This is a genomic window from Thiomonas sp. FB-Cd (genome assembly GCF_000733775.1).
Classification (GTDB): Bacteria; Pseudomonadota; Gammaproteobacteria; order Burkholderiales; family Burkholderiaceae_C; genus Thiomonas_A.
The window spans coordinates 1084437-1111167 of record NZ_JPOE01000002.1 but is presented as its reverse complement, the minus strand read 5'-3'; the positions used below and the strand labels follow the sequence as shown (position 1 = coordinate 1111167).

At 66.2% G+C, this 26731-nt stretch carries 28 protein-coding genes and 1 pseudogene; 12 read left to right on the top strand and 17 right to left on the bottom strand.

Annotated elements, in window-relative coordinates; all coding sequences use genetic code 11:
* Positions 1-2: 2 nt before the first annotated feature.
* The 3 genes from CD04_RS21425 (at position 3) to CD04_RS0105445 (ending at position 6215) form a co-directional block, all read left to right on the top strand.
* Positions 3-4103 carry a bacteriohemerythrin gene (locus CD04_RS21425; protein ID WP_051848953.1) on the top strand — a complete coding sequence of 1367 codons (4101 nt, stop codon included), beginning with the start codon at positions 3-5 and terminating at the stop codon, positions 4101-4103.
* Between the two features lie 367 nt (positions 4104-4470).
* Positions 4471-5457, top strand: coding sequence for an AI-2E family transporter (locus CD04_RS22470; protein ID WP_031404819.1), 987 nt, complete (start codon positions 4471-4473; stop codon positions 5455-5457).
* Between the two features lie 242 nt (positions 5458-5699).
* Positions 5700-6215 (top strand): heme-binding protein, encoded by a 516-nt coding sequence (locus CD04_RS0105445; RefSeq protein ID WP_031404818.1) that lies wholly within the window; start codon positions 5700-5702, stop codon positions 6213-6215.
* Positions 6216-6264: 49 nt separating this feature from the next.
* On the opposite strand, the gene CD04_RS0105440 is transcribed toward CD04_RS0105445, so the two are convergent.
* The 4 genes from CD04_RS0105440 to CD04_RS0105425 are packed head-to-tail and all read right to left on the bottom strand — an operon-like array spanning position 6265 to position 9664.
* On the bottom strand, positions 6265-7128 hold the full coding sequence (locus CD04_RS0105440; RefSeq protein ID WP_031404816.1) for a F0F1 ATP synthase subunit gamma: 864 nt from the start codon (positions 7126-7128) through the stop codon (positions 6265-6267).
* Positions 7125-8687 carry a F0F1 ATP synthase subunit alpha gene (locus CD04_RS0105435; RefSeq protein ID WP_031404814.1) on the bottom strand — a complete coding sequence of 521 codons (1563 nt, stop codon included), beginning with the start codon at positions 8685-8687 and terminating at the stop codon, positions 7125-7127. The genes CD04_RS0105440 and CD04_RS0105435 overlap by 4 nt, the downstream gene beginning before the upstream one ends.
* Entirely contained in the window at positions 8677-9414 is a 738-nt protein-coding gene (locus CD04_RS0105430; RefSeq protein ID WP_031404812.1) for a F0F1 ATP synthase subunit delta, read from the bottom strand. Before CD04_RS0105430 ends, CD04_RS0105435 begins: the two co-directional genes overlap by 11 nt.
* Before the next feature lie 4 nt (positions 9415-9418).
* Complete coding sequence (locus CD04_RS0105425; RefSeq protein WP_031404810.1) at positions 9419-9664, bottom strand: F0F1 ATP synthase subunit C; 246 nt, start codon at positions 9662-9664, stop codon at positions 9419-9421.
* A gap of 107 nt (positions 9665-9771) precedes the next feature.
* Between CD04_RS0105425 and CD04_RS0105420 the strand changes: the two genes are divergently transcribed.
* A complete protein-coding gene (locus tag CD04_RS0105420) occupies positions 9772-10911 on the top strand; it encodes an RNA-guided endonuclease TnpB family protein (protein WP_031404808.1) in 1140 nt (379 codons plus the stop codon).
* A 58-nt stretch (positions 10912-10969) separates the two neighbouring features.
* Here CD04_RS0105420 and CD04_RS0105415 read toward each other — a convergent pair whose 3' ends face one another.
* From CD04_RS0105415 to CD04_RS24095, 6 genes are all read right to left on the bottom strand, one after another.
* Positions 10970-11674 (bottom strand): F0F1 ATP synthase subunit A, encoded by a 705-nt coding sequence (locus CD04_RS0105415; protein ID WP_031404806.1) that lies wholly within the window; start codon positions 11672-11674, stop codon positions 10970-10972.
* The gene (locus CD04_RS0105410) at positions 11671-11976 is read right to left on the bottom strand and encodes an ATP synthase subunit I (RefSeq protein WP_031404804.1); all 306 of its coding nucleotides are present in this window, start codon (positions 11974-11976) and stop codon (positions 11671-11673) included. The genes CD04_RS0105415 and CD04_RS0105410 overlap by 4 nt, the downstream gene beginning before the upstream one ends.
* Entirely contained in the window at positions 11973-12266 is a 294-nt protein-coding gene (locus tag CD04_RS0105405; protein WP_031404802.1) for an AtpZ/AtpI family protein, read from the bottom strand. The genes CD04_RS0105410 and CD04_RS0105405 overlap by 4 nt, the downstream gene beginning before the upstream one ends.
* Positions 12263-12685 (bottom strand): F0F1 ATP synthase subunit epsilon, encoded by a 423-nt coding sequence (locus CD04_RS0105400; protein WP_031404800.1) that lies wholly within the window; start codon positions 12683-12685, stop codon positions 12263-12265. Before CD04_RS0105400 ends, CD04_RS0105405 begins: the two co-directional genes overlap by 4 nt.
* Positions 12682-14166 (bottom strand): F0F1 ATP synthase subunit beta, encoded by a 1485-nt coding sequence (gene atpD / locus CD04_RS0105395; RefSeq protein ID WP_081857974.1) that lies wholly within the window; start codon positions 14164-14166, stop codon positions 12682-12684. Before atpD ends, CD04_RS0105400 begins: the two co-directional genes overlap by 4 nt.
* A 309-nt stretch (positions 14167-14475) precedes the next feature.
* A complete protein-coding gene (locus CD04_RS24095) occupies positions 14476-14646 on the bottom strand; it encodes a hypothetical protein (RefSeq protein WP_197033129.1) in 171 nt (56 codons plus the stop codon).
* Between CD04_RS24095 and CD04_RS24090 the strand changes: the two genes are divergently transcribed.
* From CD04_RS24090 to CD04_RS0105375, 3 genes are all read left to right on the top strand, one after another.
* A complete protein-coding gene (locus CD04_RS24090; RefSeq protein WP_197033128.1) occupies positions 14641-14874 on the top strand; it encodes a heme-binding protein in 234 nt (77 codons plus the stop codon). The genes CD04_RS24095 and CD04_RS24090 overlap by 6 nt on opposite strands.
* 151 nt (positions 14875-15025) lie before the next feature.
* A complete protein-coding gene (locus tag CD04_RS0105380) occupies positions 15026-15460 on the top strand; it encodes a putative toxin-antitoxin system toxin component, PIN family (protein WP_031404796.1) in 435 nt (144 codons plus the stop codon).
* Positions 15460-15717 carry a hypothetical protein gene (locus tag CD04_RS0105375; protein WP_031404795.1) on the top strand — a complete coding sequence of 86 codons (258 nt, stop codon included), beginning with the start codon at positions 15460-15462 and terminating at the stop codon, positions 15715-15717. Before CD04_RS0105380 ends, CD04_RS0105375 begins: the two co-directional genes overlap by 1 nt.
* A gap of 28 nt (positions 15718-15745) precedes the next feature.
* Here CD04_RS0105375 and CD04_RS22465 read toward each other — a convergent pair whose 3' ends face one another.
* Positions 15746-16141, bottom strand: a complete 396-nt coding sequence (locus tag CD04_RS22465) for a transposase (protein WP_231480480.1) — start codon at positions 16139-16141, stop codon at positions 15746-15748.
* A 76-nt stretch (positions 16142-16217) separates the two neighbouring features.
* On the opposite strand from CD04_RS22465, the gene CD04_RS22460 reads away from it, so the two are divergent.
* Positions 16218-16484: a heme-binding protein gene (locus tag CD04_RS22460; RefSeq protein ID WP_231480479.1), complete on the top strand. Its 267-nt coding sequence runs from the start codon at positions 16218-16220 to the stop codon at positions 16482-16484.
* 301 nt (positions 16485-16785) lie between these two features.
* Here the strand turns inward: CD04_RS22460 and CD04_RS0105360 are convergent, their stop codons facing one another.
* The 3 genes and pseudogenes from CD04_RS0105360 to CD04_RS23600 form a co-directional block, all read right to left on the bottom strand.
* Entirely contained in the window at positions 16786-19020 is a 2235-nt protein-coding gene (locus CD04_RS0105360) for a TonB-dependent receptor (protein WP_081857812.1), read from the bottom strand.
* 1291 nt (positions 19021-20311) lie between these two features.
* Positions 20312-20527 (bottom strand): annotated as a pseudogene (locus CD04_RS0105350) (PIN domain-containing protein); the annotation flags it as partial.
* 10 nt (positions 20528-20537) lie between these two features.
* On the bottom strand, positions 20538-20681 hold the full coding sequence (locus CD04_RS23600) for a hypothetical protein (RefSeq protein WP_231480478.1): 144 nt from the start codon (positions 20679-20681) through the stop codon (positions 20538-20540).
* 151 nt (positions 20682-20832) lie between these two features.
* On the opposite strand from CD04_RS23600, the gene CD04_RS0105345 reads away from it, so the two are divergent.
* Both CD04_RS0105345 and CD04_RS0105340 read left to right on the top strand, forming a co-directional pair.
* On the top strand, positions 20833-22275 hold the full coding sequence (locus CD04_RS0105345; protein ID WP_031404784.1) for a mannose-1-phosphate guanylyltransferase/mannose-6-phosphate isomerase: 1443 nt from the start codon (positions 20833-20835) through the stop codon (positions 22273-22275).
* A gap of 29 nt (positions 22276-22304) precedes the next feature.
* Positions 22305-22946: a phosphatase PAP2 family protein gene (locus CD04_RS0105340; RefSeq protein ID WP_051848952.1), complete on the top strand. Its 642-nt coding sequence runs from the start codon at positions 22305-22307 to the stop codon at positions 22944-22946.
* A gap of 14 nt (positions 22947-22960) precedes the next feature.
* On the opposite strand, the gene CD04_RS23595 is transcribed toward CD04_RS0105340, so the two are convergent.
* The 3 genes from CD04_RS23595 to CD04_RS0105330 all read right to left on the bottom strand — a co-directional run bounded on the left by CD04_RS23595 (position 22961) and on the right by CD04_RS0105330 (position 25193).
* A complete protein-coding gene (locus CD04_RS23595; protein WP_156030108.1) occupies positions 22961-23257 on the bottom strand; it encodes a hypothetical protein in 297 nt (98 codons plus the stop codon).
* 9 nt (positions 23258-23266) lie between these two features.
* Positions 23267-24169: a ParM/StbA family protein gene (locus tag CD04_RS0105335; RefSeq protein ID WP_031404781.1), complete on the bottom strand. Its 903-nt coding sequence runs from the start codon at positions 24167-24169 to the stop codon at positions 23267-23269.
* 61 nt (positions 24170-24230) lie between these two features.
* On the bottom strand, positions 24231-25193 hold the full coding sequence (locus tag CD04_RS0105330) for a hypothetical protein (protein WP_031404778.1): 963 nt from the start codon (positions 25191-25193) through the stop codon (positions 24231-24233).
* A 401-nt stretch (positions 25194-25594) separates the two neighbouring features.
* Between CD04_RS0105330 and CD04_RS24080 the strand changes: the two genes are divergently transcribed.
* Together CD04_RS24080 and CD04_RS23585 are read left to right on the top strand one after the other, a co-directional pair.
* Entirely contained in the window at positions 25595-26077 is a 483-nt protein-coding gene (locus CD04_RS24080; protein ID WP_031404776.1) for a DNA-binding transcriptional regulator, read from the top strand.
* A 263-nt stretch (positions 26078-26340) separates the two neighbouring features.
* A complete protein-coding gene (locus CD04_RS23585) occupies positions 26341-26487 on the top strand; it encodes a hypothetical protein (RefSeq protein WP_156030106.1) in 147 nt (48 codons plus the stop codon).
* The last annotated feature ends 244 nt before the right edge of the window (positions 26488-26731 follow it).

Sequence of the window (26731 nt, the reverse complement as noted above, 5' to 3'; positions counted from 1 at the left end):
GCATGTTGGGTCACCATCAAGGTCAGGCGCCTGAATATCTCGCTCACGATGCTGCGAGTCCGGAGGGCATGGCGCTGACCTGGAGCGACGATCTGCGCACCGGTCTTGAGGTCATTGACGAGCAGCACAAGACGCTCGTGGGCATCTTCAATGCGCTTGCCGCAGCGCAGGCGCGGGGGCTTGAAGCGCAGACGATGGACGCGCTCTTCGAGGAGCTGGTGCGCTACACGCGTGATCACTTCCGCACCGAAGCCGAACTCATGCAGGCCTGGCCGCCGAGCGCCGCGCATCGGTCCATGCACCTGCGGGCGCACCAGAGCTTCATCGACTTTCTGCGACGGGCGCAGACCCTGGCTCAATCCAACCCGGCTGACGTGGCGGTGGATCTGCTCGCGTTCCTCGCCCAGTGGCTTCTCCATCACATCATGGGTGTGGACGCCCGCATGGCGCGCCAGATCCGCGCACTGCAGGACGCACCCGATTCCGCGGCGCTCGCGCAGCCGGGGCAGCTTGAGCAGCCCACGGCCGAAGATGTGCTCGTGGACTCGGTCAGCCGGCTCAATGACGCCCTGGGCCATCGCACATTCGCGCTGCTGGACCTGAACCGCAAACTGCAGGCCGAGATCGAGCAGCGCAACGGCATGGAGCACCGGCTCACGCGTCTGAAGGATTTCAACACGCTGCTGGCCCAGATCAACCAGGCCATCACCGTGCACGACGACGAGGATTCGCTGCTACAGGCCATCTGTGACCTGGCCGTGCATTACGGGGGCCTGAAGCTGGCGTGGATCGCCCGCCCCGATGCGCAGGGTCGCTTCCAGAAGGTGGCCGCCAGCGGCGAGGTCTCGTATCTGGAGGCCGTTGAGGTGTCGGCCGACCCCAACGTGCCGCAGGGCCAGGGCAGCATGGGCCGAGCCTGGCGCGATGGGGTGGCGTCGTTCAACCAGTCCTTCGCCGGCACGATGGCGCTCAAGCCCTGGCGGGCCTGGGCCCGAAACCTGGGTCTGCGGGCCAATGCCTCGCTGCCCCTGTACCGCGATGCGCGCATCTGGGCCGTGTTTACGGTGTATGACGAGCAGGAACAGGTGCTCGATGCGGAGCTCAAAGCCGTGCTGGAGGCGTTGGCGCTGGATGTCTCGCGCGGACTCGATCGGCTCGATCTCATTGCACGCGAGCGCCAGAGCTCGCTCGTGCGCGAAAGTCTCCTGAGCAATGCGCTGGCGGGCATCGTGATGACGCAAGGCCCCCGGATCGTGGATGCCAATGCCCATTTTGCGACGATGCTGGGCTACGCCCATCAGCGCGATCTGGTGGGGCAGCCCACCCGCAGTCTGTACCCCGACGAGCGCGCGTTTGCGCGGGTGAGGGCGCTGGACGCCGCATTGCGCGCCCTGGGCTCGGCGCAGCTCACCAGCGTGCGCCTGCTGCGCCGGGATGGTCGCGTCATCACCTGCGATCTGTCGGGAAGTGTGGCGGGCACGGTCGGGCAGGGCCTGGTGGTCTGGACGGCCATCGATGTGACCGAGCGCGATGGACTGCACGAAAAAATCCAGTTCGAGGCGCTGCACGACACGCTCACCGGGCTGCCCAATCGCCGCGCGCTGGACCACGACCTGCCCAAGGCGCTGGCCCGGGCGCGCCGCAGCGGCACGGCAGTGGCCGTGGGGATGATCGATCTCGATGACTTCAAACCCGTCAACGACGTGTTCGGGCACGCCAGTGGCGACCACCTGCTGCGCGAGCTGGCGCAGCGGCTGCAGGCGCGGCTGCGCGCCTCGGACATCCTGGCGCGCATCGGCGGCGATGAGTTCGTCGTCGTCATCGAGGACCTCGATTTCGAGCACGCCGCCGCGCAGCTCGGGCATGTGCTCAACCGTCTGCACGAGGCGGTCGAGTCGCCCTTTGCCGTGGGCCACGGGGCGCAGGCCGTCGTGGGCATGAGCATGGGCGTGGCCCTGTTTCCCATGGATGCGCAGGATGCCGACGCGCTCGTGCGCCACGCCGATGGCGCGATGTACCAGGTCAAGCTGCGCAAGCACGACCGGGCGCAGTGGTGGGGGCTGGATGCGGCGCGCATGCCCCACGCGGAAACGGAATTCGATGCCGATGCCTTCGGGCCGGCCGCGGTGGCGCTGCTGGGCAAGGTCCAGGGCCATTTCCACAGCGTGGCCGATGAATTCGTGGAGAAGTTTTATGCCGAACTCAGCCAGGATGGCGTGCCGCACGCCATCCTGGGCACGCTCAGCGCCGAGGAGCTGAGCGCACTCAAGGTGCGCCAGGCCGAACACCTGGGTTTTCTGCTGCACCCGGACACCACGCGCGAGGCGATTGTCGCGCGCGCCCGCCACCTGGGGCAGGTGCATGCGCTGGTGGGCGTCAGCGGGGCCTGGCTGTCCAAGTCCCAGAGCCTGTATCGCCAGCTGCTGGGCGAGCACCTCAATCATGCCTTGCTGCATGCGCGGGAGCGTTACCGCATCTTGCGCGCAGCCGAAAACCGCATTCAGGAGGACATTCAGGCCGAGCTGGAGATGGAGGCGCAGACCACGGCGGCCTATCTGAACGTGCTGGCCTCGGCCCTGCCACCGCAGGGCTCGCGCTGGGTGGACGCCAGCAGCGCAGGCGTGGAGGTGCTCGGCGCCTTGCCTGGCGTGCAGGCGGTGGCGCTGATGCGCTTGAAGCCCGACGGCGCGTTTGCCGTGGAGGCCAGCGCCGGTCCGCACGCCCATGACGTGGCGCTGGCTTTGCAGACGCCGGGCATGGAAGCGGTGCTCGATCCCGCATCGGCGCGCGGGCAGGGCATGACCGCCCAGGCGTGGCGAAGCTTGCAGATCATGTCCGCGCCCTCGTACGGCCAGGACGTGCGCTATGCGCCGTGGACTTCGCAGGCGAGGGGCCTGGGCATTCGCTCCACGCTGAGCATTCCCGTGCTCAACAGCGCCGGCCAGGTGGTGGTGGTGATCAGTTTTTTTGGCGCCTATCCCCATCAGTTCGAATCACCCGTGATGCGCCAGTTCGCGCGCGGCCTGCAGCACCGGTGGGAGCAGATCTGGGCCCTGTCGATGGTGCCCGCGCCCGTTGTGGAACAGGACCAGGCGCAGCTGTACCGGCAGACCATCCTCACCGATGGCCTGCGCATGTTCATGCAACCGGTGGTGGATTTGCGCAGCGGTGCGGTGACGTACGTGGAGGCGCTGGCCCGCCTGGTGATGCCCGGCGGCGAGATCATTGCGCCGAGCGTGTTTTTGCCCCTGCTCGGCACGGCCGAGCTCGACCGGCTGTTTCGCCTCGGCCTGGACCGCGCCCTGGCGCACGTGGCCGAATGGGACGCGCAGGGGCTGCGCATTGGGGTTTCGGTGAATCTGCCGCCGAGCACCCTGCTCGATCCGGGGTGCGCCCACTGGGTCGAGCGATCGCTGCACCACTATGGCCTGGCGCCCAGCCGGCTGACGCTCGAGTTGCTTGAGAGCCAGTCCGTGGACGCCTCCATCCAGGATCTGGCCATCGCGCGTCTGCGCACGCTTGGCGTCAAACTTGCCATGGACGACTTGGGCTCGGGCTACAGCAGTCTGCTGCGCCTGTCCACCTTGCCGTTCGACACGATCAAGATCGACCAGGGCCTGCTGCTGCACGTGCGCGACAACCCGGTGCGCACCTTGAGCCTGGTGAGCAATATCCTGCAGATGGGACGTGACTTCGGGCGCGACGTGGTGGTCGAAGGCCTGGAAGACGACGCGGTGATGGAAGCCGTGAGCATCCTCGGCGCATCCTTCGGCCAGGGCTATGGCATTGCGCGGCCGATGCCGGCATCCGATCTGCTGGCCTGGCATCAGGCCCGGCCACCTGCTGCGGATCGCTCGGCGATCCAGCACGAGCTGGGCGCGCTGGCCTACCACTGGCAGCGCATGCATGCGGGCGACCGGGCGCATGATTGCGCGGTCGACGACTGCCCGGTGACGCATTTTCTGAAGGACCGCATGGCGCCAAGCGGTGAGGAGGCCGCGGCGTGGCACGCGCAAGTGCACGACGGCACGGATCCGGCTGCAGCGTCCGACAATCTGACGCGGTGGCTGGTGGCACGCGTGCAGGAGGGCGCCGAGCCCTGAGGCGGTGCGCCGTGACGCCGGCGCCCGGGCACCGCGCGTCGTGCATCGTGCGTCGCCGCACGCCTGGTCACACCAATCGCACCAGGCCTGCCGACGTGCTGCCCCATGCCGGCAAAGGCCGGCACAAAGGCACCCTCTACACTGAGAGGCTCAACCTTGATTCGGGGCGCCGCTTGCCGTCTACCTCACCTCGTTTGTTCCGGCACATCGCTCGATGGCTAGCACCGCAAAGCCGCAGCCTTGGTGGCGGCTTTGCGCGTGCGCCGTGGCCTGAGCGCGAAGGCGGGCCCCACCCGGGGAGCAATCGCTCGCGCAGCGCGCAACACACCGGGCAGCCTGTGACGTCCCACACCAGAAGGGCCGAGCCATGAGCCGCCGCCTGGATCCGTGGGTGCTGGCCTTCCTGGCGGGGCTCGGACTGGTTCCCTTCGCCCCATTTGCGGTGCCGATCGTGGCTGGCATGGCCCTGGCCGCGGCAAGCCTGCCGCTGCAACGGCGCCTGGAGTCGCGCATGCCCGCGTGGATGGCCGCGTCCATCGTCACGGCGTTGTGGCTGGCGATGGCCGTGCTGCCGGTGGTGGCCATCGTCTCGCTGCTGGCGCCCCTGCTGCCGGCGCTCAAACAGGCAAGCCTCAATCCCGATGCGCTCATTCGCGCAGCCACGCAGGCGCCGTGGGTTGGCGCACTCGTGGCGAGCCACCAGGATGCAGTGCGCGCCTGGATTGCGCACAACCAGCCCGACACGGTGCTGACACAGCATCTTGCCGACCTTCGCGTGATCGGTGCGCGCCTGGCGACGCTGGCACTGCATGCCGCTCTTGCCCTGGCTGTGCTGTGGGCGGTCCTCACCCGGCGCGCGCAAGTGGCCGGCGCACTGCAGCACAGCTTGCGTCGCGTCGTCTCCAAGGATCTGGCCAGCCGCATCGAGGGCCATGCGCTGCGCTCCACGCAGGCCGTCATGCTGGGCATGGTGGCCCTGGCGCTGTGGGAAGGCCTGCTCACCATGCCGCTGTTTGCCCTGACCGGGCTTCCGTCCTGGTTTGCCTGGGGCGTGGCCATCGGGATGCTGTCGGCGGTGCCGGGCGGCACGGGCGCAGCCCTGGTCCTGGCCACCGCGCTGCTGGGCGCGCAGGGCCACATTGCTGCGGCTCTTGCCGTGCTGGTGCTGGGCCACGTCATCACGATGACGGGAGACTTCATCGTCAAGCCTGAAATCATCGGCGCCACCAGCCACGCTCCGTTCCTGCTGGTGCTGCTGGCGATCTTCGGTGGCGTGGAAGTGTTCGGCCTGGTGGGGCTGATTCTCGGACCCGTCCTGGTGTTGACCGCCCAGGCGCTGGTGTTCGACGACTGATTGCCGGCGCGGCCCAATGGACGCGTGACCGGTGGGGCGCGCGCAGCGCGGGTTTGGCACCCGCGTGTTCGACGCGGGGCAGGGCACGGGTCAAGTGGGGCCGTCCACAGGATCATGCTTTGGGGCAGCGGACGAGGGCAGTAGCGGCGCATGGTGCCTCGGGTCGCGACGTAAATGTGGACTTTTGTAACAAAAGGTGCACAATCGGCGCGTGCAAACCAACCCCTTGGAGGAGCACGCACATGAACACGATCCGCAACACCACCCTGGCCGCGGCGTTCGCGCTGGCGGCCACGATGCCCCTGTCCGCGCAGGCCGCCGAGGCCGCAACGTGGTCCCAGAAAATCATCACACCGGAGGTTGCCCTGAAAGCCGCGCTGGCGGCGAAAGACGCGTGCCAGAAGCAGAACTGGCAGGTGACGGTTGCCGTAACGGATCCCTCGGGACTGCCTCTGGTCTTGCTGCGCGACAGGTATGCCGGCTGGCACACGGTGGATGCGGCGATTGGCAAGGCGCGCACGGCTGCAAGCTGGCGGGAGTCGACGACAAGCATTGCCGAGCGCGCCATGAAGCCGGGTTCTGCCGACGAGGCGATCGTGCATCTGCCGGGGGTCGTGGTCATAGGCGGGGGCATGCCGATTGACGCGGGCGGCCAACGCGTCGGCGCCATCGGGGTGTCGGGTGCGCCAAACGGCGACAACAATGACACCTGCGCCAAGGCCGGCATCGCGGCCATCGATGGCGATCTGGCGTTTTGATGGTGCCGGGCCGTGGCGAGGGATGCGGCAAGTTGCGCGCAACACGCCTTCACCGATCGGGTCCCTCCGCGAACCGGCTTGCCGTTTCACCTGCGGCAAGCTCAATGATTTCCGCTGTGATCTCCTCCTGGCGAACCTGCCGCTGCGTCGCCTCCAGCGCTGTGAGCTGACGCTCGATCTGTCGGTGCGCCGCCGCCATGGCCTCCATGCGCGCTTCGTTTTCGGCGGCGAAGGCATGAAGGGCAGCATGGCAAAGCTGCGCGTGCAGGTCGCCTGCCGTGAGCTCGCGCAGCAGGGCCTCGGGATCAAGATTCAAGATGGGCAGGTTGGTCTCGGCCGGATGTGGATAGGCGGAAAGGTCCAGGGGCAGGATGCTGCGGCGTATGACCTGAATGCTTCGACCGGGCTGCCACAGGCTGAATACAACTTCAATGCTGTCGATCACGGTGCTGGCCATGCGGCGATAGAGCGCCTCGGTGATGTGCTCGGCAAGTCGGGGAACGCCGAGCGAATGCGACGGCATCATGTCCGTCCAAACCGGGTTGAGCCCGCGTTCGGCTGCAAGCGTACTGGCGCGGGTGCCGACGAGGAACAGCTCGCAGCCTCCGAGTTCAGCCCCGATGGTTTCAAACACCCGTTCGCTGAACGCGCCGGCAAACCCCTGCTCGGCGCCGAACACCACCAGCGCTTTGCCGGCGGCGTGGCGCGCGTCTGCCGGCTGTGCGGGCGGGGCGAGCGCCACAATGCGCCCGATCGCCGCAGCGAGGGTCGCCGCGTAACTGTCCACCGCAGCGAGCTGGTTGCGAGCCTGCTGCGCGCGGGCTGCGGCAATGCCGCGCATGGCGTTGACGATCACGCCGAGCTGGCGCATGTCTGCGATGCGCGCACTGATCTCGGCGAAGCGCTCGGTCATGATCGCGCCGGTGCAGGGGCAGGGGCAAGGGCAGGCGCCGGTGGCATGAGGCTCAGCGCAAGGCGCTGCAACGCGAGGCCAAGCACCTGCTTGTTGGCCTCGTCAAGCAGACCATGCTCCTGGATTTGCCGCACCGCCCCGGCGGCGTCGCGGTCGAGCACGTCGGCCAGCCCCTGACGGAACGTGGCGACCGCAGAAAGCGGCAACGCATCGAGAAAACCCGACTGCACGGCCAGCACCAAGGCGACCTCGTCGGCAAGTCGAAGCGGTGCGTGCTGGGGCTGCACAAGGATCGCCCGGATGCGCGCGCCGCGGGTGAGTTGCTGGCGCACGCGCGTGTCGGGCATGCCGCCAAAGCGCGTGAACACTTCCAGCTCCAGGAACTGGGCATAGTCCAGGCGCAAGGTCTGCGCCGCCTGGCGCAATGCCAGCGCCTGGGTCTTGCCCCCGACCCGGCTGACGCTGGTGCCGGCGTCCACCGCAGGTTTGTGGCCCTCGTGGAACAGCCTGGCATCGAGCACGATCTGCCCATCGGTGATTGAGATGAGGTTGGTGGGGATGTACGCGCTCAAGTTGCCAGCGTCGGTTTCGGCAATGGGCAGGGCGGTCAGGGAGCCGCCGCCCCTGGAGCGGGACAGCTTGGCGGCGCGTTCAAGCAGCCGCGCATGCACGTAGAACACATCGCCCGGGTATGCCTCGCGTCCCGGCGACTGGCGCGTCAGCAGCGCGATCTCGCGGTGGCTCGCTGCGTGCTTGCTCAGGTCATCAATGACGACCAGCGCGTGCTGGCCGCGGTCGCGGAAGTACTCCGCCATCGTGAAGCCGGCAAAGGGCGCGATCCATTGCAGACCCGGGGAGCTCGCGGCAGGGGCCACCACGAAGATGCACCGCTCGGGCGCGCCGTGCGCCTGGATGGCGTCGATGGCACGTCGCACGCTTGCGCTCTTTTGGCCAACCGCCACGTACACGCAATACAGGTCGCTGTGCTTCTGGTTGATGATCGTGTCGATGGCGATCGTGGTCTTGCCGATGGCGCGGTCGCCGATGATGAGCTCGCGCTGGCCGCGCCCCAGGGCGAACAGCGTGTCGACCACGACGAGGCCCGTCTGCACAGGCTCGGTCACCAGATCGCGTTCGATGATCGCAGGCGCCGGACGCTCGATGGGCTCGCGCGTGTCGGCCGCGATCGGCCCCTTGCCGTCAAGCGGGCGCCCGAGCGGATCCACGACCCGCCCCAGCAACGGCGTGCCCACGGGAACGCGGACCACATCGCCACTGCCCCGCACGGTGTCCCCGGCCTCGATGGCATCGGCCGCGTCGAGGATCACGCAGCCAATGCGATCACGCTCGAGCACTTGCGCGAAGCCAAACTGCCCCCTGTCAAAATGCAGCAGCTCATCAAGCCGCGCCTGGGGCAAGCCGGAGATGAGCGCGATGCCGTCGGCCACCTCCTCGACCCGCCCGACCGGCTCGGCCCGCGCGCCCAGTTCCGTGGCGCTGACTCTGGCGCGCGCGTCGTCCAGCCATGCGTGCATGGGGGATTCGAAGTCACTGCTCATGGGTGAGCTCCGCGAGAATGCGGTCCAGATCGGCACGCCAGCTGTTGGTGACGATGAAATGCGGGCCGCGCAGTTCCAGGCCGGCGATGAGCGCCGGATCGACCTTGAAGACGATGTCAGGATGGGCCCCCAGGGCCTCGCCGATGCGGGCACGGTAGCGCTCCTGCTCGGCCGCACTGAGCGGCGTGGCACAGATGGCGTCAAGCGCCACACCGCTGCTTGCCGCGGATTGCCGCTGCGCCTCGGGCAGGGCGCTGATGGCCCGGCGCAGCCAGTCAAGGAATGCCTCGCGCACGGCCGTGCTGTCGAGTCGAGCAGCCAGGCGCTGCGCAATCGTGATTGCAAGCTGGCTGGCCTCCTCGGCGCGCGCTCGCGCGGCGGCCTCCTGGGTCTTGGCGATCTCCGCCCGTGCCGCGGCGCGCAGCACATCCGTCTCCTGCGCCGTCTCCTGCAGGCGCGCCACGCGGGTGCGTTCGGCCTCGTCATGCGCGGCAGCGAGGATGGCTTCGCGTTCCTGGGCAAACCCGGCGCGCGTGGCCTCGATGGCCGCCAGCGCGCTTTGGGCCGCGTCAAGCTTGCCCTGCGCGTCGGCGAGCATCTGCTGCGCCGTGGCGCGGCGCTGCGCAATCACTTGCGCCACCGGGCGCCAGAAAAATCGGCCCAGCAACCAGACCAGGACCAGGACATTGATGGCCTGCAGGGCAAGCATCCACCAGTCGATGGTCACGGCGCTATTTCAGCAGAGGATTGGCAAAAAGCAGCAGCAGCGCGATCACCAGACAGTAGATCGCCATCGTCTCGATCATCGCCAGGCCCACGAACAGGGTTCGCGAGATCGTGTTGGCGGCGTCGGGTTGGCGCGCGATGGCATCCATGGCGGCGGCCACTGCGCGGCCTTCGGCAAGTGCGGGGCCGATGGCGCCGAACGATACCGCCACGGCGGCAGAGACAATGCTGAGGGCTGCAAGCCAGTTCATCCGTTGCTCCGAGAAACCCCGCCGTTTAGGGCGGGGAGGAAAGGAGCGCCGATCGAAGATCGGTGCTGTGTTGACAATTTACACGGAAAACGCATAGCATGTGAAGCATGCAGGTCAAGCGCGCCTATCGCTTTCGCTTCGACCCGACGCCCGAGCAAGTTGACGCACTGGCTCGAACCTTCGGGTGCGCACGCTTCGCTTACAACCACATGCTGCGACTGCGCAGCGACGCCTGGATGCTGCGGCGAGAGCGCGTGGGCTACCACGAAACCTCCGCGGCGCTGACTGCGCTGAAAAAGACGCCCGAGCATGCGTGGCTGAACGAAGTCAGCAGCGTGCCCGTGCAGCAGGCGCTGCGGCACCTGAACACCGCGTTCTCGAACTTCTTCGCCAAGCGAGCCCGGTACCCGTCCTTCAAGCGCAAGGACGGGCCGCAGGCGGCCGAGTACACCACCAGCGCATTCCGATGGGACGCGGGCCGGCGCGAGTTGCGTCTGGCGAAGATGGACACGCCGCTGGACATCCGCTGGTCGCGCACCTTGCCACAGGCGGCCAAGCTCACGACCGTGACCATCTCCAGGGATGCGGCCGGTCGGTACTTCGCCTCGATGCTGTGCGACGACGCCGTGGCGAGCAAGCCAGCCGTCGAGTCGCGGGTCGGCATCGACCTGGGGCTCACCCATTTCGCGGTCCTCTCGAATGGCGAGAAGATCGCATCCCCGAAAACCTTTCGCAAGAACGAATCTGGACTTGCGAAATGGCAGCGCCGCATGGCGCGAGCCAAGCTCGGATCGAAGAACCGGGCGAAGTTGAAGTTGAAAGTTGCTGCGCTGCATGCGCACATCACGGACGCGCGCAGGGACTTCCTGCACAAGCTCTCGACCCGACTGATCAGCGAAAACCAAGTGATCGCCGTCGAGACGCTGTCCGTGTCGAACATGCAGCGCAACCGCAGCCTGGCGAAATCCATCAGCGACGCCAGCTGGGCGGAATTCGTCAGGCAGCTCGAGTACAAGGCGCAGTGGTACGGGCGCACATTGATCGGCATCGATCGCTGGTATCCATCCAGCAAGCGATGCTCGGTGTGCGGCCACACCAAGACGACGATGCCGCTGTGCGTGCGCACCTGGGCTTGCCCAGAGTGTGGCACGACCCACGACCGCGACATCAACGCCGCGCGCAACGTATTGGCCGCAGGACTTGCGGTGTCAGCCCATGGAGAGGCTGTAAGTCCCGTCTCGCTGTAAAGCGGCATGGGCTGGACTCTGTGAAGTGGGAATCTTCTCCCTTTAGGGAGGGGAGCAGTCAAGGAGAGTCCTTTCCTTTGGGGGCCGAAGATGTCGGGTTGGATTGTCCTTCGCTGATCGCCCCGGCGATGAAGACCATGGCAAGGACGGCGAAGATGTAGGCCTGCACCGCGCCTGTGAGGAGATCGAGCGCCATCAGCGGAACCGGCACGAGAAGGCCGGCGAGTGAGAGCACGATGCCGATGACGAACATGCCGCTCATCACGTTTCCAAACAGCCGCACCAGCAGGGAAAAGGTTCGCGTCAGGCTTTCCACGAAATTGAGTGGGATCATGATGGGATTGGGCGAGGCGAAGGTGCCCAGATAGCCGCGGACCCCGCTGGCGCGGATGCCGAAATAAATCACCGCGACGAACACGAGCAACGCAAGCGCTGCGTCGGTTTCAAGGTGGGCCGTGGGCGGCTCCACGCCGGGCACCAGCGTTGACCAGTTGGCCACGAAGATGAAGACAAAGAGGGTGCCGATGAAGGCGCGGTAGGGCTCGGGCTGCGCGCGCATGGTGTCGCGGATCTGGCTGTCCATGGTGTCCACGATCAGCTCGAGCAGCGCCTGCATGGACGAGGGTACGAGCGCAAGCCGGCGCGTGGCCAGCACGCTGCCCAGGACGAGAACCGTCATGATTGCCCAGGTGACGACCACGGCTGAGGCAATCGGCACCGGGCCGAGATGAAACATGATGGTGCTGTGCAGAGGCGAGTTCATGCTGGAGCCCGCCGCAACCTGCGCACGACGAAGGCACGCCCTGCGAGCACGCCCAGGGCCATCAACAGCAAAGGCAGCGCGCCGTCACGACTGGCAAGGCCCAGCGCCCCGATCATCAGAGCCAGGCGGCCGATCATCAGACCGATGGCTGCCGCCGTGCGCCCGCCGTGCCCCATCAACTGCACGTTCCACCACAGGGCGCGGAAATACACGACGCCGAGCAGCACCCCGGCGAGCCCATGCGCGGCCAGCGCAAGCGGCATGGGCAAGGCGCTCAGCATGGTGATGGCCCCGAAGTTCATGCGCTGTGCATCCATTTCCAGGCTGACCAGCAACCCAACGCCAGTCCGAGCATGAGCAAGGGGGCCGTGAAAAACAGCCCGGAGCCGACGATCCGGTCAAGCCAGCGCCCGGCGAACAGGCCCAGCAGCGTGGGCACGACGATGATCCAGCCCAGGACGCCAATTTGCGCCAGGAGGTGCGCCACCGACGCTTCGCCTTGATCCTGGCCACGGCGGTGGCGCTCGCTGCGGCGTGCCGCCTCCTTGAGCAAGGCGTCCGGCTCCTCCGGCTTGGCCTGCCAGCGGGTCATGACGAGGCTCCCGGTGTTCTGGGACCGTCGGGCCGCAGATGACGCATGATCTGGCGGATGGCCTGCAACTGCAGGCGGGTGCTCTCGACGTGCTCGGTGCGCTGCGCGTCGAGTTCGGCGCGAAAGCGCTCCAGCACGCTCTGGTCCAAGGTGCCGAGATCCTCCGCGACGACCGCCTCGCGTGTGGCGATGGCGACGTCGTGGCCGCCAGTGACGGTGAGCACGCCGTGGCGCACGGCGCAAAAGCGCGCGCTGGCCTCGCCGCGGCGCCAGCTCACGACCGAAACGGACAGGCTGGTGAGGAAATCGGCATGATGGGGCAGGATGCCGAAGCTGCCGCTGGCGTCTTCGGCCTGCAATGCGGTCACGCCATCGTCATCGACGACCACCGACAGCGGGGTGACGATGCGCAGCCTCATGCCGCAACTCCGCGCGGGGCCGACGCCGAGCCTGCGGCGGCCTGCTCCTTCTGGCGCGCCTCCTCCAGCGTGCCCACCATGTACAGCGAGCTTTCCTGCCAGTCGTCCGCCTCGCCCTCGAGAATGGCTTGGCACCCGGCCAGGGTGTCCGCGCGGGCCACGCTGCGCCCCGGCGTGCCCGTAAAGGCTTCGGTCACGGCGAAGGGCTGGCTGAGAAAGCGCTGCAGCCGACGTGCCCGTTTGACGATCAGCCGGTCGCTGGCGCCGAGTTCTTCGACGCCGAGCAAGGCAATGATGTCCTGCAGCTCCTTGAACCGGGCAAGGGTCTCCCGCACCCGCTCGGCAATCCCGTAATGCGCCTCGCCCACCACGAGCGGATCGAGCAGGGCGGACGAGGACGTGAGCGGATCGACCGCCGGATAAAAGCCCTCGGCGGCCTGGGTGCGTGACAGCATGATGATGCTGTCCATGTGTGTGGAAATGGCCGTTACAGCCGGATCGGTGAAGTCGTCAGCGGGCACGTACACAGCCTGAATGGCGGTGACGGCGGTCCCGGCCACCGATGCGATGCGCTCCTGCAAAGCGGCCACTTCACTGGCCAGCGTGGGCTGGTAGCCCACGCGCGAGGGCAGGCGCCCGAGCAGACTGGAGACTTCGCTGCCGGCCTGGACGAAGCGAAACACGTTATCCATCAAAAGCAGCACGTTTTGATGCATCTGATCGCGAAAATATTCGGCCATGGTCAGCGCGGTCAGCGGCGCGCGCCAACGCGCACCGGGCGGCTCGTTCATCTGCCCATAGACCAGCACGGTGCGGGCAAGCACGCCGGAGTCCTGCATGTCGGTGAGCAGTTCGTGCCCCTCGCGCGAGCGCTCGCCCACGCCGGCAAAGACCGAAATCCCCTGGTATTTTTCGACCATGGCGTGGATCAATTCCATGACCAGGACGGTCTTGCCCACGCCGGCTCCACCAAACATCGCGGCCTTGCCGCCGCGGGCCAGCGGCGCCAGCAGATCGATCACCTTGATCCCGGTCTCGAAAATTTCGGTTGTCGACGTTTGGCTGTCCAGCGCCGGGGGCGGATTGTGGATGCCGCGCCGGGGAGTGTCGGCGGCGAGTGCCGGCCCCAGATCGCGCACGGTGCCGAGCACGTCGACCAGGCGGCCGAGCACCGCGTCGCCAACAGGCACCGAAATCTGGGATCCCGTTGCCCGCACCGCCACGCTGCGTGCAAGTCCGGCAGTCGATTGCATTGCAATGGCGCGCACGGTTTGCGCATCGACATGGCTGTGCACTTCCAGCACGAGCGGGTCAGGGCGATCCCATTCGACCATCAGCGCGGTATGGATCGGCGGCAACGCCTGCTCGGCGAAGCGCACGTCGACAACGGCTCCTCGAACCGACAGGACACTACCGGATTGCACAGGGGGAATCCACGGAATGGGGTGCTTGGCCGAAAGCCCGGTTGGGGCGTGATCCATCTGTCTTGCAAGGGCGTTGCGCATGAGGCGGCATCACGGTGCCGCCCGCATGTCCTGTGCAGAGTCTATATCTTTTATAGCCGAGTTGGCCCAACAAATCCACGTCGCGCCGGAGCGCATCGATTGCAGGTTAATGGCGCGCAGGGAACACGCCTGCCGGGATCCGCCGTTTGGAGCCGATGCAAATGGCCATACCGGCCCATAGGGACAAGGCGGTTTGCCCGGACGGGGTCGCCACAGCCCTTGCCTCGTCGATTGGCACGCCGGCGTTGGCAGTCATGGGTTCCATGGCGCCCTGCACCGCGGGCTTCACATGGCGGTTTGCAGGTCGGCGTACAGCGTGCCCTGGCGCGCGTACAGGCCGAGCTTGCCGCCGCCCCTGGGTTCGTTGTCGCCCACGAAGAATTCCTGCCAGCCCACTTGCAGCGCCATGCCCGGGCGCAGCGGCGCCGTGGGCGAGGCCGCCAGTGTGTCTTGCACACCTTGGATGCGGCCATTGGCAAGGCGCGCACGGCGGCAAGCTGGAGAGAGTCGACGACAAGCATTGCCGGGCGCGCCATGAAGCCGGGTTCTGCCGACGAGGCGATCGTGCATCTGCCGGGGGTCGTGGTCATTGGCGGCGGCATGCCCATTGATGCCGGCGGGCAGCGTGTTGGCGCCAACGGGGTGTCGGGGGCGCCAAATGGGGCCAAATGGCGCCAACAATGACACCTGCGCCAAGGCCGGCATCGCGGCCATGGAGGGCGACCTGGCATTTTGATGGCGAGGCGCCGTGCTGAGGCAGTGACCATGCCTGCCGAGTGGCGCTGGTGGGTTGCACTTTGGGCAAACAGATCCTTCTTCTTATATCATCGGCAGTATGAAAAAGCGCGTCGTGCTCGATACCAACGTCTTGGTCGCTGCATCACGCAGTCGCCTTGGCGCATCGTTCGCCGTACTGCGCGCGATGCGTGAGGGCCAATTGTTGGCGCTGGCATCGGTGCCCCTGGTGCTTGAGTATGAGGCCGTGCTCGCGCGCCCGGAGCAGCTCGCTGCGAGTCACAGGACGGCACCGATGGTGGAGGCTTTCCTGGACGCGTTCTGCCTGCTGGCCGAACCTGTGGAGTTGTTCTTTCTCTGGCGGCCGCAGCTCCGCGATGCCGCCGATGAGATGGTGTTGGAAACCGCGCTCAATGGCCGGGCCGATGCGCTGATCACACTCAATGGGCGCGATTTCGTGCCCGCTCATCGGTTTGGCCTTCCGGTCCTCGCGCCCGGAGCCTTTTTGCAAACCCTTCAACTGGAGAGATTCTGATGGCCAACTATGCCTTGCGCGTGCCGGATTCGCTCATGGAGTACGCCAAGAAAGTGGCGCTCGATGAGCATGTCTCGATGAACCAGTTTTTTGTGACGGCCATTGCCGAAAAGGTGTCAGCGCTCAAGACGAGCGCTTATTTCGCGCAGCGGCGTAGCCGTGGTGATCTCACGGCGTTCGACGCCTGGCTGGAGGCTAGCCCGGACGCTGAGCCGGTCGCAGGCGATACATGGCAGCCGCCAGGCGCAGCACGATAATGGCACCCGCTGATGAACTCTCCCGCCGCTAGCCGCGTAGCGCTGTAGCGGGGGTTTCGCGGGTCAAGGACCTGGACTTGCCGCGTTGCGGTGGCCGAGGTTCGGGTCTCGCCGCCACGCCCGTCCCAGGTGTGTCCCGAAAAGGGATTTCCTGCGCTGCATGGGCGTCGATGAGAACCACCAACGCGCTGTTGCGGTCGCGCGGCATGACGTGCCCGCAGTGCGGGCAGACATGCATGCGCTCGGCAAGGGTCTTGGGGACAAGTTCCCAACAGGCCGAGCATCGCTGCGACGGTTTGAGTTGGCGCGTATGGCTCAGGTGCAGTCGCGTACCCGCTTCTTCCGCTTTGTACGCGAGCATCGGATGCGCCATGCCGAACGCCGCCGAGAGGATTTCCCGGTTGAGTCCGGCCTTCTGCCGCACTCGCCGACCGGGCTCCTGCCTGGTGCCTCGGGCGCTGCGGCGCCGTGGGCGAGGCCGCCGGTGTGGCGCGCACACGGTGGACGCAGCAATTGGCAAGGCGCGCACGGCGGCAAGCTGGCGGGAGTCCACGACAAGCATTGCCGGGCGCGCCGTGAAGCCGGGTTCTGCCGACGAGGCGATCGTGCATCTGCCGGGGGTCGTGGTCATTGGTGGCGGCATGCCCATTGAAGCCGGCGGGCAGCGCGTTGGCGCCAACGGGATGTCCGGTGCGCCAAATGGCGCCAACAACGACACCTGCGCCAAGGCTGGCATCGCGGCCATCGAGGGCGGCCTGGCGTTTTGACGCAAGCGTGTGGTGAGGGGTGCGGCACGCTGCGCGGCCGGGGTGTCGAGCGGGGCACTGCGATCCGGGCACGGCAAGGGCGCGCACAAAGCCATGGGCGCGTGCGTGGCGTCGGCTGCATGGGCCTTCCCAAGGCGACGCCTCGCTGGGTCACGGACTCAACAGTCTGATCGAGCGCGTGCGAGGCGCCGTCGATATCACCGATTCGGTGCCCAATCGATGGACGGTGAGGGCGTTCGCCAGCCCCCGAGACCCGCCGCGCTTGCGGCAGGTCTGCCCCGTTGGGATGCGCGTGGCGCGATCAGAACTTCACGCTTACCCGTGCATAGACCGAGCGACCGGGGCCGGGCACGGCGATGCCCCATGGCAGGCCGTTGAGCGACATGGTCGTGCCCTGACCGACATAGGCGCCACCGGTGGGCAGCGCGTAGAGCTTGTCCAACAGGTTTTCCACCCCGAAGTCCACGCGCGCTTGCTTCCAGGCATAGCTGGCTCGGAGATTGAGCAGCCCATAGCCAGGCGTTGGGATCTCATTGCGCATGGCAGAAACCTGCGTCTTGGCTTTCACCAGCACCCACTCCAGCGCATTGTTCCAATCGCCCAGGTGCTGGGTGAGGGACAAGCGGGTGTTCAGCGGCATGATCGCGTAGAGGTTGTCGCCCGTGGTGGTGTTCTCCCCGCGCGTGTAATTGACCAAGCCCTGCAGCCCGAGCTGGCCAATGACGCTGGCCCCTAGCGGCATTTTTCCGGAGAGGTCCAGACCGTACAGCCGTGCGGTCTGGTTCACGTATTGGAGGATGACGAACTTGTCTTTGGTGAGTGTTGCCGCCGCAGCGTTGGTGGCCGGATTCCACTGTACCGCGTCGATGTGGTCGGTCACATGGGTGTAAAACGGCTGGGCGCTGAACGCCCAGGCGCGGTCAACGGCGTGCCAGTCGAATTTGGCGCTGAGCGTCGTGGCCTTCTCTGGCTTGAGGTTGAGGCTGCCGATGTAGCCGTTGCCGTCGCCGACAAAATTGTTCATCACCGCGGCCATGCTCCAGGTGCTCCAAACATAGCGCTGGTAGAGGTTGGGCGAACGCTCGCTGTGGCCCAGGCCGAGCTCGATGTCCTGCGTGGGGCCGAGCGTCCAGCGCGACAGCACCGAGGCGTCGACATTGGTGTCGGTGCGTGCGCGGCTGCTGGCGTTGAAGGCGTTGGCGTCGCGCAGTTGATTGTTCATCATGACGCCCATGCCGTTGCTGTTGGCGTAGCCATGCACCGGTCCGGCGTCGGTGCGCACTTGCTCCACGCGCAGGCCGCTGAGCACCTGCCACGACGTCGCCAGTTGCGTTTGCCATTCTGCCCAGAGGCCAACCCGATCACGCCGGCCATCATCGACGTTGAGGAAGGCGTTGGGGGCCATCACGCCGGTGCCTGACGGCGCCCACCAATCTTCCAGTCGGTAGCGCTGATAGTCCAGCCCGGTGCGCAGCACGTCCTGCGGCGACAGCTCAAGGCTGGCCTTGAGCTTGGCACCGGTGGTGTGGCTTTGGGTGGTCATCGGCATGCCGGGGGCGGTACCGTACAGGTACTGCTTGTCGTTGCCGAAATTCATGTGGTGATCGACCGACTCGTGATAGACCCGTGCGTCCAGACTGCCCCATGCGAAGTTGCGCAGCCAGTGCAAATTCACGCGCTTTTCGGTGTTGCCCAGCATGTCCATGCGCTGGTTGGGGTAGAGCTGATACGGCACCTCCTGATAGCCCAGACCGAGTTCGAGCAACTGCTCACTGCCCTTCCACGCGAACCCCAGGTTGTGATTGCGCACGTCGTAGGCCGTGGAGCCCACCACGTCGCGGCCCAGGCTCACGCCAGGACGTCCCGTGGCGGTGAGCGTCTTGAAGTTGCCGCCAGCGGCGTAGTCGTCGGCCTTGGTGATGGAGCCGTCGTAGCGGATGGAGAACGCGTGCGTGCCGTAGTAGGCGCCCAGCCCCAGACTGCGGGCGTTGCCGTTGCTGGCGTAACCGCCGCTGGCCTCACCGCCAGCGATGCTCGTCTGCCCCAGTGGGGCAAAGCGCGGCGGATTGGTCTTGACATCGATGGCCCCGCCGATGGCGTCTCCGCCCACCGACACCGGCACCACGCCCGGATAGACGGTGATGGACTCGACCTGGCTGGGCGAGGCGTAGGACAGCACGGGGTTCATGTGGTTGGGGCAACTGGCAATCAGCCCCATGCCGTCGAGCTGGATATTGAGGTTGTCATCCGACAGGCCGTCGAACTGCGGCAGGCCCGAGGCCCCGCCAGCGGCGTTGACGGACAGCCCCGGAATGCCCAGGAGCAGGCTCGCGGTGTCATTGGTGGCGGCGCGGCGGGCGGTCAAATCGCTGTCGCGCAGCCAGGTGCGCCAGGGCAGGCTGCTGGGCGTGCTGGTGACGGTGATGAGGGGGAGCTGCGCTGCGGTTTGCGCAAATGCGGTGGCAGGTAAGACGGCCAGCGCCAAGCATTGCATGGCAATTCGATGCATGATGGGTTTGCTCTCGGTCGAAGTCATGGTTTGCACACCGGGTCCGTTGGCGTGGCTTCATGCCGACGCTGGACGCGGGGGTGCGGGGTGTGGCGATGCGCAACACACGCCTGAGCGTGCATCGCGCTAGACGATCCGGCCAGAAGCCGCGCTTGGGTTGCGCGGGATCTGCCGGACGAACTTCAGACGCGAGAGGGCGGGGCCCGGCAAGGCGGCCGCAAGAGCGCGGACGATTGCCGTATCGGCCTCAATGTGGGCGCGCGAGCAGCGCGCTGGGCGTGGACGGGGGCCCACGTGTGCGGGACTGCGGGCGCAGGTCCCGCCGTGTGCAAACCTGTGTAGCTTAAAAGCGCCGCGCCGGACAGCGAGATGAAGCGGAGTTTGGTGTGGTCAGGCAGGCCCGGGCCTGCGTTCGGGCCCGCTTGCAGCGTGTGGCAATAGGGCACCTCCACCCCTTGGCTTTGCGCTGCGACCGCGGCTGGCGCCAGCGGCAACAACGTTTGCCAAAGCAAGGCCAGCCATGCCAAGCCCCAACCTGCACGCCAAGGTCGTCGTTGCGCGAAGGGGGACAGCTGTGGCCTGAAGGACCGCGGGTGCATCGGGTTTGCGTGGAGACGGTGGTCGAGGATGGTCGGCCGCAATAGTACTGTTGCGCCGGTGCTTGGGCAGAAAACCCACGCGCCCGTCGCTCAATACAGGGCGTTGTGATGGGGGCTTCGCGGGCCAGGAACCTGGACTTGCCACGTTGCCGGCGTGCCGGTTTGGGTCTGGCCGCCACGCATGCTGATTCGGCATCGCGGGCACACCCGGCTTCCACGATCGGCGCAAACAACCCCGGATCGTTCGTGCTCACACAGCTCCCCGAACGGCGTGCGCCTGGGCCTGGATGCGGGCGCGCGCATTGGCACCGACGCGGGCAAGGTTGAGGACCTGCTTGACCGTTCGCGGATTGGCGCCAAGGCGCCGTTCATGCCGCCGCAAAAAGGACCTATCGATCCTGCGCGACAAGATCGGGCCAGTCTTTGGTCGCGTCGACGCGGATGTACTGGCGGAGGCCGAGCGTTGCCTGGAGGTGTCCTTGGGGATGGCGAAGGCGACGCATAGCGCATGGCGTGCCCTGCGTCGGCGATCGCTGTCCGTCAACTCAAGTTTGCCGGGTCTTCTCCGACAACCTCCGTCGTTGCTCTCCTGCCCCTCTATCGCGTGGTCGCATCTTGCCAGTCCTGCAAACGATCGTTGATGCGAGCTGGCCCCCGTCCGTGGTGGTGCATGATTTTCGATTGCGGAGAGGCCTCCAATTGGATCGTGGATAGCCCATCTATCTTTCCAGCCAGTTCTGGACGCTGAGGCCACGGATGCGGCCGAATTCGCGCGTGTTGTCCGTGACAAGCGTGAGGCCCAGCGCACGGGCGTGCGCAGCGATCAGCAGATCATTCATGCCGATAGGCTGGCCAGCCGCTTCGAGCTCTGCGCGGATGCCGCCATATTCGGCGTCAGCCGGACGATCCAGCGGCAGCACCGGGATGGTATGAACTCTCCCGCCACTAAGCGCCTGACGGCGCTGTCGTGGGGGTTTCGCGGGTCACAGACCTGGACTTGCCCCGTTGCCGGGTCAGAGGTTTGGGTCTCGCCGCCACGCCCGTCCCAGGCGCGTCCTGCGTGTTGTGCGCGTCGATGAGAACCACCATTGCGCTGTTCTGGTCGCGCGGCGCCGTATGCCCGCAGTGCGGGCACACATGTGTCGCGCACGATTTTTGCTGCACCCGCGCAGCGCCAGGCGCACCACGCGGCGCGAGCCGCGGGTTGCAACCGTCACTCACCCGTTTTTACCAAGCAAGCATGCCGATCATCATTCCTGTTCTTCTCGCTGGCGGCTCCGGCACGCGGCTGTGGCCGTTGTCGCGCGAGCTGTATCCCAAGCAGTTCCTGTCGCTGGTGGACGCGCAAAGCCTGTTGCAGAACACGGCGCTGCGCGCCGCAACCCTGCCCGGCGCCGGGGCGCCCCTGGCGATTTGCGGGGAAACCCACCGTTTCATCGTGGCCGAGCAGCTGCGCGAAGCCGGCATCCAGGGCGGCAAGGTCATGCTGGAGCCACAGGCGCGTAACACGGCGCCCGCGGCAGCGTGCGCCGCGCAATGGGTGCAGGCGCAGCACGGGCCACAGGCCATCGTCTTGCTGCTTGCGGCGGATCAGGTCGTGGCCGACGTCGATGCCTTCGGGCTGGCCGTTGAAGCGGCCATCGACGCGGCGCAAGCCGGCTGCATCGTGAGCTTTGGCATCAAGCCCACACGGGCCGAGACGGGATTTGGCTATCTGCGCAAGGGCGACGCGCTGGAGCCCGCGCATGGGGATGCCCGCGCCTGGCGCATTGCAAGCTTCGTCGAAAAACCCGACGCAGCGCGCGCCCAGGCCTTCGTCGACAGTGGCGAGTATTTCTGGAACGGGGGCATGTTCGCGTTTCGCGCGGACGCGTTCCTGCAGGAGCTGGCGCGGCTGGAGCCGCAGATGGCCGACGCGTGCGCCCGCGCCGTGGCGCTCAGCACCGAAGACCTGGATTTCTGCCGGCTCGATGCAGCCGCGTTTGCCCAGGCGCGCAGCGAGTCGATCGATTACGCGGTGATGGAGCGCACCGACAAGGCGGCGCTCGTCCCCCTGGATGCGGGCTGGGACGACGTGGGCTCGTGGCGGTTTCTGCAGGAGATGTCCGCGGCGGATGCGCAGGGCAACGTGGCGCACGGCGACGTGATGCTGCAGGACTGCAAGGGCACGAGCGCCTATGCCGACAGTGGCCTGCTCACGCTGCTCGGCGTGGAGGATCTGGTCGTGGTCACCACGCGGGACGCCGTGCTCGTGGCCGACAAGGGGCGGCTGCAGGACGTGAAGGCCGTGGTGGAGCGCCTCAGAAGCGAGGGGCGCAAGGAGGCGCGCGAGCATACCCGGGTGTACCGCCCTTGGGGCTGGTACGAGACGGTGGCGCAGGGGCCGCGATTTCTGGTCAAGCACCTCTTCGTCAAACCCGGCGGACGGCTGTCGCTGCAAATGCATCACCACCGTGCCGAGCACTGGACGGTGGTCAAGGGCGTGGCGCGCGTCGTGTGTGGCGAGCGCGACACGCTTCTGGCCGAAGACGAGTCCACCTATATCCCTCTGGGTCACCGGCACCGCCTGGAAAACCCGGGGAAAATCGATCTCGAACTCATCGAGGTCCAGTCGGGCGGGTATCTGGGCGAGGACGACATCGTCCGGTTCGAGGATCACTACGGGCGCGGCAATGGGGACTGAGGCGTCAGGCGCGCTGCACGGGATGTCGCATGACGCAGCTTGACTGGCTGCGCCTGACCAATCTCGGCGATAGTGCGGTGCTGCTGCCGGTTGCAGCGCTGGTGGCGTTGTGGCTGGCGGCGCGGGCGCAGACCCGGGCGGTGGCCCTGGCTTGGCTTGCGGTCCTGGGTTTGGACATCGCCGTGGTGGCCGCAACCAAGGTGGCCTACATGGGGTGGGGCATCGGCCTGCCGGGGTTTGACTTCATCGGCCTGAGCGGTCATACCGCCTTGTCGTTCCTGGTGTGGCCGGTGCTGGGTTGCCTGGCGGCATCCAGGGCGCGCCCCGGCGTGCGTTTCGTGGCTACGGCCCTGGGGTTTGGCCTTGCCCTGGCGATCGCCATCTCCCGCGTCGCCGTGCATGCGCACACGCCGATCGAGGCCGTCCTCGGCGGCATGGTCGGCGTCAGTTTTGCGCTTGCTTTTTTGTGGCGCTTCGGGCGCCGTCTGCAGGCGCCGCTGCGCGGTGTGTTCGTCGTCATCAGTCTCGTGGTTCTGATGCTTCCGACCTACGGCGAGCGCTTTCCCTCGAACCCGGTCCTGGCGCGTCTAGCCTGCGCGCTCAGCGGGCGCGGACATTTTCAGGTGCGCCCAGGCCCTGACGGACAGCCGCGACAGCGGGTTTGTCCGTAGGGCCATGCGTCGCATCACCAACCGTCGAGCGGCAAGTGTGGCCGCGCCTGCGGGCGATCCGGGCTAACGGGAAGCGTCGACGACGGCAAAGCAGGATTCTGGAGCGTTTTCGGGGCTCCTGAGTGCTGGTGAGCCGTGGGCTCGGCGGCAGGCGGGCTTGGCGCAGGATCTCTGTCTTGATCCCCGAGTTCGCGCGCCAGCGTTTGGCGCAGCGCGGTGAGTACCCTGCGGCGCCGCGCCAGATCAAGAGCTGCATACCGTGCATACAAGTCCGAGGAGACTGCAAGGCCAATGGTGGGGTTTTTTGCCATGATTTGCCCTCAAAGATCCTGAGCAATCATCGCAAAGCCATTCGCCACGGCGTAGCGCCCGCCGGGTGCAGTGAGGCTTGGCAAATCGAGATCCAAGAGTGGCGCTCCTCCACCCGCCAAGAGCAGCACTTGAACATCCTGGCGCGCAGTCATCAATCGCTGGATTCCCGCACGGATCAGGGCGGTCATCGCAGCGACCGCTGCCTTCGCTTCGTCGTGGACATCATGGACTTTAAGGAGATGGGGCAAGCGTCCATCCCTCAGAGCACGTTCCAAAGCGTCGTGGGTTGGCGACCCGACCAGGCGTTCGCGCAGGGCGGCTGCAAGGTGCTGGACTGCGAACCGCACGCCTGGCAGGGAGACAAAGCTGCCGGCCATCGGCCGGCCCTGGGCGCTGATGACAAGGTCGCTTGAATATTGCCCAACGTCGGCCACGATCACGGTCTCCTCTAAAAGCCGCGGATGGTCAGATGCCGCGGCAATTAACGCCCCAGCCGGCTGGGCCACCACACGAAGTGCAGCGTGTGGGGCAATGCGACGCCATGTGGATTCGACGCGCGCGCGCTCGGTGTGCCCAGCCTCGCTCGGCACACCGACGACAATCCGTTTCGGCGCGACCCCGTCTGCCTCTGTGGCCCGGCGCAGTGCCGCTTCGGCCAGCGCGACGTATTGCGGGCTCGCCTCAAACCCGGCGTACGTGGAGTTTGTTGCACCTCCATGGATCTGGGCCGATTCCCCGACAAACCAGGCCTGTCCATCGACCTGCACGGTATCGTGCTCGGCGCGTTGTCGCTCGGGCCCCGGTTCCACGGCCACGGCGGGACACGCCAGGGCGGGAAAAATTGGCACGCGGGCACGAGGGCCTGCAATTTTGACGCCCGAGCGACCAATGTCGATTCCAACTGCTGTCATGAAAATCTCCAAAATTAAGAATTAAGAATTAAGAATTAAGAATTAAGAATTAAGAAATGGGCTAGCCCTTGGGCCTCCGTGAATCCTTCAGGGGTGCGGAGGTCGGTTTCGGTGTCCTTCCGGGGGAGTTACGGCGAACCCGCGCCATATCCGCCTGGTCCGGCTCCACGTCCACTTGGCCGCGGCCATAGCGCCGCCTCCCGTAATGTTCTTCGTGCGTGACCGTCACGGCATGCCCCATGAGAGCCGCGATGGCTTCGGCTGAGAGCCCAGCAGACTTCGCGTCGGCGCAAAACTGATGCCTGGCCGAGTACAGCGTGATGGGGCGTTTTCGCCTCGGCCAGAGCTTGAGTCCCACACGGTGGATGGTCAAGCGCACCCCGTCGTATACGCGGTCGAAATGGCCCTGTTGGGCAAACGCCCGCATCGCGAAGGCGAAATCCGCGAGTTCGCGCGTTTGCTGCAAGTCGAGGCCCGCAAAGGCGATCGTCCGCATCTCCCCATGGGCGCGTCCCTGGGTCGCCTTGGCGTTTTGAACTGCCATGACAACTCGGCCAGGTTGCTCCTGGGAGACCTGGCAGTGCCGCCACTCCGTGGGTCGAAGACCCGTCACAACGGTCCACCGGAGCCACGCATTCGCGAGGGCCGACCAGCGCGAAGGATGTTGCAAAAGCCGGTCCTGAAGCGCGCGAAGGTCATCGGGTGAGATGTGCTTCGCCTTCCCATGCGAGGTTCTGGATGGAAGGGTCGAGGGATCGGCGGGATTCGCTGCTCTGCGCAGTTCCTCGATCAGTCTGTGCCTGTCTGAGTGCGGGAGCTGGCCGAGGCACCAGCAGACTGCGGCGCGATACTGCCGCCATGTGGCCTTCGCCAAGGTGGGCCGGCGCGCGACGAGCCAGGCGATGAACCCCTCCATGCTGGGCTCGCCGGACAGGTGAGCCACCTCGGCCTTGTATAGGCGGTAAAGGTCGCCGCAGCGCTTGCTGTACTGCTTTTTCGTCTGCTCGGTAACGGGCTTAGGCATGCCCCCTCCCCACGTTACTGTTGAAACAGAAGCGCCTGTGCCGGGGTGCAGTCGCCTGCTTGCGATCTCCGCAATTCAGGCCCCCACTGCACAGCCAGACCCGGCCTGCGGAGCAGTCCTGCGTCGGCGCTGGCCAGACAAAAGCCAGCCAGACAGCGCGACGCAATGCGTTTGTGCAAATCATTCATCCTCCTGGATTTGAGCGTCCTCAATGCAGCTTGATCGACTGCAGCTGAGGAACAGTTGTTTAAAACAAGCATAAAGAGACTACGAAAGACGTCATAAGAAGAAATGTCTATCAACGTCAGTGAATAAAATACACTACAAACCCAATCTGTCAAGTCCGCTGCGTGGAAAATGTTCGATAATGAAAGGAATTCACTAGACAGGCGAAGCGGGCGATGAACAGCAGTCATGACGAATGTCCTCATCCTGAGGATGAGCCTTGGATCGAGGACCAGCGACTGCATCGCTTGGCAAATGCAGGGGCTGATGCCGAGGGGCCTCAGATGCCGCAGCCGGGTGAACTCCGCGTGTTGCGCAAGGCGCTTGGGCTTTCGCTGACCGAGGCGGCTGCGTTGTTGCGCACGACGCGCCGCGGGTACGCCTTTTGGGAAGCCGGCACACACCAAATGCCAGGAGCGGCGTGGGAGCTTTTTTGCATCAAATCCTTGGGGGGCTCGTGGGGTGAGCTGTCGTTCCAGGCGGGCTCCGAGGCCTATCGAAATGGCAAGAAGCGTGATGAGGTCCCCCGTGTCGCACATATGGGCCGGTGGCAGCGCGGATGGGACGACGCGCAAGACAACGAGCGGAACAGCGAGATCAATTCGCAAGCCATTTCAGAGTGGATTAAGAACCAGCAGCCACCTGCTCACAAGGGTTGAGCGTGGCCGGCAAGCCGTTTCCCAAGGGTGGGTTGCCGATACGAGGCCTGCATGCCGCGGGGGCTGATGGATCACCTTTGGGCATGCAAGCTGGTTGCGCAGTCAGGGCCTTCGCCTTGCTCGACCCGAATGCATGGTTGCGTCCAGCGCCACGACGAACGGTGTGCTCATGGGCATGACGCCCGATCGCGGCACCCGGCCTTGCTGGTGTCCCCGGCGCGAGGTCTGCTGAGCGATCGTCTCCCGGTCGTTGCGGCGCAGGCATGATTCACACCGCGCTGCACATCCACGCAGGATGTGTTGGTGCCGCGGTTGTCCGCAGCGCCGCCGCGCCCGTCGACGAAGCCGGCCTGGACACGCCCGCTGCGCTGGTGAGGCGGGCTTCGGCATCCGACGCCGGCGCGGTGTGAGGCGCCCGTGCGGACACACACAGAGCTTGCCACCGAAGGACATGCTGGCGCGGCACCCCCATCCGCGCCAATCCGCGTGGCCCATCGACAGCCCGCGAGCACCGCTCAACGTCCCAACGCAGAGGACGTCGTCAGAGGCGCGCTGCGCAGCGCATGCTCGCCCGACTTCTACGGGAAATCCCGAAAGGGGAATGTCCGCAAAGGGAATGTCCCCTCTTCATTTGGCATAGTTAGATCTACTCTG